The sequence below is a fragment of the Shouchella xiaoxiensis genome (assembly GCF_016907895.1).
GTDB classification, from domain to species: domain Bacteria; phylum Bacillota; class Bacilli; order Bacillales; family Bacillaceae_D; genus Shouchella; species Shouchella xiaoxiensis.
Genome location: NZ_JAFBCV010000003.1, coordinates 367242 through 373822, shown reverse-complemented (window position 1 = coordinate 373822; position 6581 = coordinate 367242). Strand labels below are relative to the sequence as shown.

Here is a 6581-nt window from a genome sequence, read left to right as displayed (position 1 = left end):
CATCTTATCACGTCGTGAGGCTTTTTTTATGACCACGCTAGAAGCTCTCTGGAACCCCCGGCAGAGCCAGGGGTTTTTAAAACCATTAAAAAAAGTAGCTTGTATAATACAAGCTACTAGTCCTTATAGAATGTTTTGTACAGAGTTTGAACGGCTTTTTTCTGAATAAGAACTTTTCCATACTCATAGAGGCGATAAAATGAAGTAGTTGAGGGATTGCCAAACTCTGATAAGATTGCAATCAAAGCCTCTTCATTTGTATCTTCTAATTCTTCTTCAGAGAATTTAATAAAGAAACGACCTTGATAGGAGTACAGCTCTCCACCGCTAATATCAATTGTATATAAACGAGATACTAACCCAATGACATCTTCAAACGATGCAAACTCATAAAAAACCTCATCAATTTCATCCAGGGTTAGCTGCATTTCAATAAACCCATCTTCGTAGTCATCTGTATCAAAATCATCTGAATGGGTCCCTTTTGTGACGATAAAAACCATGCCTTGTGCAGGCATCGCAAAGACTTCAACAGCAATCGGTCCATCCACTTTAAAACCTAACTCGTCGTCTGCTTCAAGCATCATATCTCTAAACAAATCATGGACCTTCGGGACATCCTGCCAAAGATCTTCTTTTGTAATGCCTCTCTCGTCCATATCGTCAAAGGTTAAAAAAACCTTGAACTTATCAATCGCTAAACGCTCTAAGCGCATACCAACCCCTCCTTTATGCCCCACTGGTTCTCTCACGTCACTTGTATCTATACGATACGTTATGTGCTTACGTCAAAGATGGTTCATACGAAAAGCGATTTCCTTTTTGAAAAAAGGCTTGTCTCTTATTCACCATGCAATCTTTCTAGCCACTGTTCCCAATCAGCTCTAGATTTCCCGATATAATACGGTGCTAAACGTTTCTTTTCTTCTTCTGAGAGAGTTAAAAAACTGTCTCCTAAAAAACCAGTCGTAATCGTTAAATGCTCCCTACGGTAATATTCCATACGGTTTAATGTCTTATCTATATGTTTCTGATCCATACAAGACAGAACAATAAAGGTAGGTTTCCATTGCTCTACCAATAATTCAACATTCTCCTCAGAAATACCTGCCCCAAAACAGAGAACATTCATTCCTTTTCGCTTTAAATAATAGGAAAAAATACGTAAGGTCAATGAATCATCTTCCGTTTCTGAACAAAATAGCAATGCTTTAGACTTTGCTGAGTCAATCGGTAGCGTCTGCATAATTGCCGATATCTTTGTTTCTACAAAATGCGTAAAAAAAGAGTGGTTAACACTCGTGAAACAATCCTCACGCGTTTTCTCAGTAGCATACGTTTGCGCAAGCAACATCATTTCAATGGTTACTCGGTCGATCGAATACAAACTATATGCTTGATTCAGAAGCATTTGTGCCCTCACTTCATCAAATTCAAATAAGGCTGTAACCAGATCTTCTACGAACTGCTTACAATAATAATAATGGGATTCTGTGGTAATAGATTGTTGCACATGATTTTCTGTCTCCATTAAATCAACGGCTTGTTTTATGGTAAAGCCTTCATTTACTTTTGCTAGCAACCCTTGCAAAATAGCTACATGGTGCTCAGTGTATAACCGATGACCACTCTCATTGCGAACAGGCTCAACAACTTGATATCGCCTCTCCCATGCGCGTAATGTTCCCGGCCTTATACCAAGCTTTTTCGAAACTGCCTTTATCGTATATTTCCCTTCTTTAATGCTCATATCCCCATGACTCCCAACCGAACTTGACTTACTCAGAAGATAGTGTAATCCAGTGCGTTTCTGGCTTTGCGCCTAAACGTAACGAAACTCGCGTCGTCCCGTAACCATTGCTCACAAGTTTGTCATAACCTTCCTCTTTAGTCACTCCGCCGTGAGAACGTAAACCAAACCGACCAAGGCGTATTTGGCCACCATGTGTGTGACCAGAGAGCATCATATTGATTTCTTTCCCGTTTAGAAAGCGACTTACATCTGGGTAATGGCATATAACAACTGTAAAGTCAGCACAATCTTCGGCAAACAGCCTATCTATTTGCTCTTGTGAATAATAGCGCTGTGCTAGCCCTAAAAAGCGTATTGTTTTGTTACCTTGTTTTAAAGTAAATGCTCGATCATTTAAGTTGTAGACTTGAGGACTGTCCAGTAACTGATGTAGCCAATCTTGGTCAACTTCATCATCATTGTTTCCATTCACGAATAAAACAGGGCCAAGCTGAATCAATTTAGCAAGGTTTTCTTCTGTTCTTAGCTTAGGCACACCTGGTTCAGTAAAATCTCCGCCAATAATAACTAAATCACATTTATCGTTTATTGAACTTAATAAGTCATTAGAAATTTTCCTTTTATGTACATCCGAGATAAAGAAAAGGGAGAGCGGCGGTACATGTGGTGGGTACCCCGATCTAGTCCACTTATGAATCTTAACGTTATTCTCTCGTGCTTGTCGAATCATATGAATAATCAGCGTACTTGCAACTAAAAAAGCTCCAATTACTCCAAAACGTTTTTTCATTGCTTGCTCCTTTAAACCCTCAAGATATAGACGTATCATATCATACCCACTACATATTTGTGTTTAAACAATAGAGAATAAAAAAAACAGTCAAATGACTGTTTTTCAGTATAAGCGATTAAACGACCTCTGATTCTTTTTTTGACACTAAGTAAGAAAGACATGCTGCCCCAAGTTGCTTTGCTGCAAGAAGCATCGATCTTTCATCAATATCAAATTTGGGATGATGATGTGGATAAATAATCCCCTGTTCTTTATTACCTGCCCCCGTAAAGAAAAACACCCCCGGTATTTTTTGTAAATAATATGAAAAATCTTCTCCACCCATTACAGGCTCTATTTCTAAAACACGTTCTGGCGGATGAATTGCTTTAGCTGATTGAACAAATTGATGCACAGCCTCTTCATTATTAATGACGGCTGGATACCCTTTTATATAGTTAAATTCATAATCAGCGCCGTGCGCAGCACATACACCTTTAATTGTTTCTTCCATACGTAAAATCAATTGATTCTGAACAGATTCACTAAAAGTTCGAACCGTTCCTTCTAGTTTCGCCGTGTCGCTAATCACATTAAACGCTCCACCAGCATGAAAAGAAGCAATTGTTAAAACAGCCGGTTCCATTGGATTGGTGTTTCGACTTACAAGTTGTTGTAACATCAAGGCGATAGAAGAACCGACCATGACCGCGTCAACCGTTTCATGTGGCATTGCCCCATGTCCTCCGCGTCCTTGAACCTGAATAACAAACCGATCAGCAGCGGCCATCATACGACCATAACTATATCCAATGTCTCCATACTGCAATGGGCTCCATAAATGAGTACCGTAAATCATATCCACTCCATCTAAACACCCATCTTCAATCATTGCAATGGCGCCACCTGGAGCTTGCTCTTCTGCAAACTGATGAATAAAAACGATCGTGCCTTCAATTTCTTGTTTAAGCTTTGTTAAGACTTTTGCTAAAACGAGTAAAGTTGCCGTATGACCATCGTGTCCACATGCGTGCATTTTTCCAGCCACTTTAGAGGAAAAAGATAACCCTGTTTCTTCTTGAATTGGGAGTGCATCAAAATCAGCACGGAGAGCAACGGTCTTCCCTGGTTTTTCTCCTCTTAACGTACCAACAACTCCTCTTCCCCCAACACCCTCTCTTACTTCAATCCCCAAATTAGAAAGGTATGTAGCTACCTTCTTAGGTGTAATGACTTCTTCAAATGCAAGTTCAGGCTCTGAATGAAAATCTCTTCGCAATTCAATCATTTCAGGATAATGAGAATCTAACTTTTCGAACAATTTATCAAACATATAGTCCTCCTCTTGGATGAAGTAAAAAAGGTATCCCATGTGGAATACCGCTCGTCATATTGTCTCAATCAGAATTCTGGGACATTTTTAGTAGTAAAAGAGCCATGACAACAGCAAGTACAACAGCTGTAATTCCAATACCTAAAATCGCAATTAATTGAGAAATGCTCATATCCATATAGGTTCACTCCTAGTACACAACAGTTTTATAATGATTACTTGTTAAGTATAGCATATAGGGTATCAGTTTCAAAGACTAGCTATTCGCATGCCGCTCAATTTTGTCTAATATCTTTTTTACTACTTTCAACTTCTTTTGTTTATTTTCTAACTCAAATAAAACCTTTGCCTTATTTAATTTGTTAACCCCTTCATCCGTTTTTTTTAGCTGAATTAAGCTATTTCCATGTGTCTCGAGCAGATCCCCTAAATGAGCAATCAATTGATTTCCCACACTTACTGCCACACCACGCTCGCTAAAAATGATTGCATCGTGAAAATGAGCCATTTTATACGTGCAACGTGCTAAGCCTAAATAGGTTCGTATTCTCATCCGTTCGTTTGTTTGATGATTTGATCTACTATCAATTAAATGATTCAAATGTAAATAGCTTGAATATGCTTCTTCTACTTTACTTACCTCAAGTAGAAGTGCAGAAATATCTTCTCTAATCTTCAATTCAATTTCTTTAGCAATTTTTTCTTCATCTTTACTTCGTTCTAGCGCTTCCTCGAGCTTATTTAAAGCTTGGTCTATATTTTTATCTAAATGAAAAAGACTTAACCCTTCATGCCATAATACAAACGGTTTACTTTGGTCTAGAGCATCCTTGTCTAAATTGAATTCTTGACGTAACCTCAACCGAACTTCAGGATAATCTCCAGCATGAACACAAGCGCGTATTGCATTCATCCTATTTTCTAGTTGAGTAAATTGATTCGCATCTGAGTGAACAAAAAAATAATTCATATCAACATTAAGCTTCTGGGAAATCTGAAATAAGGTCAAACTTGATGGATTTAAATGCCCTTTTTCAATGTTACTAATTTGTGCTTGTGTACAAATTCCTCTCGATAATTCCATTTGAGTCATTGCCGCATCTTTTCTTAAGCGTTGAACTCTTTTTGCAATCTCATCTTTCATTACTTGACCCCCAAATAACAAAGAAAATAAAGCGATTCATTTGTTTAATAATGGAAAATGCATTTCTTTGATTATAAAACGTTTAGATTGGAATTCATATCCTTTTTTCTTATTTTATAAAAATTTTATACATTTTTGTTATTCGCTCACACTAAAAAACCATAATCAACCGATTATGGTACAAACTGATCTTTATTGAGATAAATTCGATGCGTATTCATCTAGAAACAATTCATCAGGTTTCATTGAAAACACATGAGCAATTTTAACGGCTAATTCATAAGAGAGTCCTCTTTTGCCGTTCTCTATTTGCCAATAAAACGGTGTACTTACATGTATTTCTTTCGCTACTTGTTCAAGAGTCATATGGTTTTCCAAACGGACTTTTTTTAATTTGGCTCGTAACATATGTTCACCTCTTCTTTTCATTAACTAGCGGTTAACATTATTATACATTTAGCAAATTAATCTGTAAATCCTTTGTTTCTATTTAGTTAACAGAATTTACGTTAGCGATTTGTTAACCTATAATAGATTTTAGACTATATGAAAGGATTGTCGATATGGCGATAGTTCCGGAACGATTAAAAGCGCTTCGACTAGAACATAAGCTTACACAAGAACAGCTTGGTCAAATGATAAGCGTAACGAAAGTATCCATTTCTGGTTATGAAAATGGAAATCGCACTCCTGATACAGATACATTAAACCGGATAGCTGATGTCTTTCACGTTTCTACAGATTACCTGTTTGGACGAACAAGTCGTAAAAATCCTCTCCTTCTGTATGAAACAGACCTTACTGAAAAAGAAGAACAGCTTTTACGCGAGCATTTAGAACAACTAAGAATTAAAGCAAACCGATTATAGATTAAAAGAGACGACGAAAAGGAGTACTTTTCGTCGTCTCTTTTAATTAGTGATAATACGATAAATTGATGTTATGTTGATCATTCATTTCTTTCAAATAAGCTTCTTTTTCATTCTGGGAAAGCACATTAGAAAAAAATTCGTCACTTCTATCTATAAATTCTAATCTTAATTCCTCAAATTCTTTTTCTTTCTTCTCTGCTTTTTTGGTTAAATGGATCATTCGTGTAATAGCTGCAGTTAAAACAAGAATGCACCCAACTCGTATAGGAGAGGCGAATAGTTCTTCGTGAGGTAGCGAGCGCACGGTAGCACCAATGCTGATAAGACCTATTAATAGAAAGCTTACAGTGAGAGAGACCCACAGGTAAAATGCTTTTTCTTTTTCAAGTTTGTCCCAGGTTTCTTTTCGTTTGACTAATTCTATCGATATGGCCTTCATTGAATAAATTCCATTCATGGCTTGGCATACCTCCTCCACTAGAAGGATATACAACTGCTTATATAATTAGAACAGAATTACTCCAGCCATAACTAAAGCCGTCCCCACTAATAAGAAAAAAAGTCCAAACAAAAATTGAGGCAGCGATAGCAGTCGACGATTTTTGTTTCGTGTTCGCTTGTTTTTATGATAGTTGGCACGTGCTGGAAGTTCCTTTTTATTTGAATGTGTCTCTTTTCTACTTCCTAATGGTTCGTTCACTTCATAC

Annotated in this window: 9 protein-coding genes; 1 reads left to right on the top strand and 8 read right to left on the bottom strand. The window is 37.2% G+C overall.

Annotated elements, in window-relative coordinates:
- Window positions 1-116: 116 nt before the first annotated feature.
- From JOC54_RS07435 to JOC54_RS07410, 6 genes are all read right to left on the bottom strand, one after another.
- The gene (locus JOC54_RS07435; protein WP_204465412.1) at window positions 117-716 is read right to left on the bottom strand and encodes a genetic competence negative regulator; all 600 of its coding nucleotides are present in this window, start codon (window positions 714-716) and stop codon (window positions 117-119) included.
- 125 nt (window positions 717-841) lie between these two features.
- Window positions 842-1750, bottom strand: a complete 909-nt coding sequence (locus JOC54_RS07430) for a MerR family transcriptional regulator (protein WP_204465411.1) — start codon at window positions 1748-1750, stop codon at window positions 842-844.
- Between the two features lie 28 nt (window positions 1751-1778).
- Window positions 1779-2543 carry a metallophosphoesterase gene (locus JOC54_RS07425; RefSeq protein ID WP_204465410.1) on the bottom strand — a complete coding sequence of 255 codons (765 nt, stop codon included), beginning with the start codon at window positions 2541-2543 and terminating at the stop codon, window positions 1779-1781.
- Window positions 2544-2661: 118 nt separating this feature from the next.
- Window positions 2662-3858, bottom strand: coding sequence for an amidohydrolase (locus JOC54_RS07420; RefSeq protein ID WP_204465409.1), 1197 nt, complete (start codon window positions 3856-3858; stop codon window positions 2662-2664).
- Between the two features lie 256 nt (window positions 3859-4114).
- Complete coding sequence (locus tag JOC54_RS07415) at window positions 4115-5002, bottom strand: helix-turn-helix domain-containing protein (RefSeq protein WP_204465407.1); 888 nt, start codon at window positions 5000-5002, stop codon at window positions 4115-4117.
- 192 nt (window positions 5003-5194) lie between these two features.
- Window positions 5195-5410, bottom strand: a complete 216-nt coding sequence (locus JOC54_RS07410) for a helix-turn-helix transcriptional regulator (RefSeq protein ID WP_035418449.1) — start codon at window positions 5408-5410, stop codon at window positions 5195-5197.
- A gap of 155 nt (window positions 5411-5565) precedes the next feature.
- Here JOC54_RS07410 and JOC54_RS07405 point away from each other — a divergent pair, with 155 nt between their 5' ends.
- On the top strand, window positions 5566-5871 hold the full coding sequence (locus JOC54_RS07405) for a helix-turn-helix domain-containing protein (protein WP_035418447.1): 306 nt from the start codon (window positions 5566-5568) through the stop codon (window positions 5869-5871).
- A 46-nt stretch (window positions 5872-5917) separates the two neighbouring features.
- On the opposite strand, the gene JOC54_RS07400 is transcribed toward JOC54_RS07405, so the two are convergent.
- Complete coding sequence (locus tag JOC54_RS07400) at window positions 5918-6331, bottom strand: DUF2663 family protein (RefSeq protein ID WP_035418445.1); 414 nt, start codon at window positions 6329-6331, stop codon at window positions 5918-5920.
- A gap of 48 nt (window positions 6332-6379) precedes the next feature.
- Window positions 6380-6574, bottom strand: coding sequence for a hypothetical protein (locus JOC54_RS07395; protein WP_204465405.1), 195 nt, complete (start codon window positions 6572-6574; stop codon window positions 6380-6382).
- Between the last annotated feature and the right edge of the window lie 7 nt (window positions 6575-6581).

What these genes read in the sequence shown, in the direction of transcription:
- JOC54_RS07435 (WP_204465412.1), bottom strand. Translation starts at nt 716, where the DNA reads ATGCGCTTAGAGCGTTTAGCGATTGATAAGTTCAAGGTTTTTTTAACC.
- JOC54_RS07430 (WP_204465411.1), bottom strand. Translation starts at nt 1,750, where the DNA reads ATGAGCATTAAAGAAGGGAAATATACGATAAAGGCAGTTTCGAAAAAG.
- JOC54_RS07425 (WP_204465410.1), bottom strand. Translation starts at nt 2,543, where the DNA reads ATGAAAAAACGTTTTGGAGTAATTGGAGCTTTTTTAGTTGCAAGTACG.
- JOC54_RS07420 (WP_204465409.1), bottom strand. Translation starts at nt 3,858, where the DNA reads ATGTTTGATAAATTGTTCGAAAAGTTAGATTCTCATTATCCTGAAATG.
- JOC54_RS07415 (WP_204465407.1), bottom strand. Translation starts at nt 5,002, where the DNA reads ATGAAAGATGAGATTGCAAAAAGAGTTCAACGCTTAAGAAAAGATGCG.
- JOC54_RS07410 (WP_035418449.1), bottom strand. Translation starts at nt 5,410, where the DNA reads ATGTTACGAGCCAAATTAAAAAAAGTCCGTTTGGAAAACCATATGACT.
- JOC54_RS07405 (WP_035418447.1), top strand. Translation starts at nt 5,566, where the DNA reads ATGGCGATAGTTCCGGAACGATTAAAAGCGCTTCGACTAGAACATAAG.
- JOC54_RS07400 (WP_035418445.1), bottom strand. Translation starts at nt 6,331, where the DNA reads ATGAATGGAATTTATTCAATGAAGGCCATATCGATAGAATTAGTCAAA.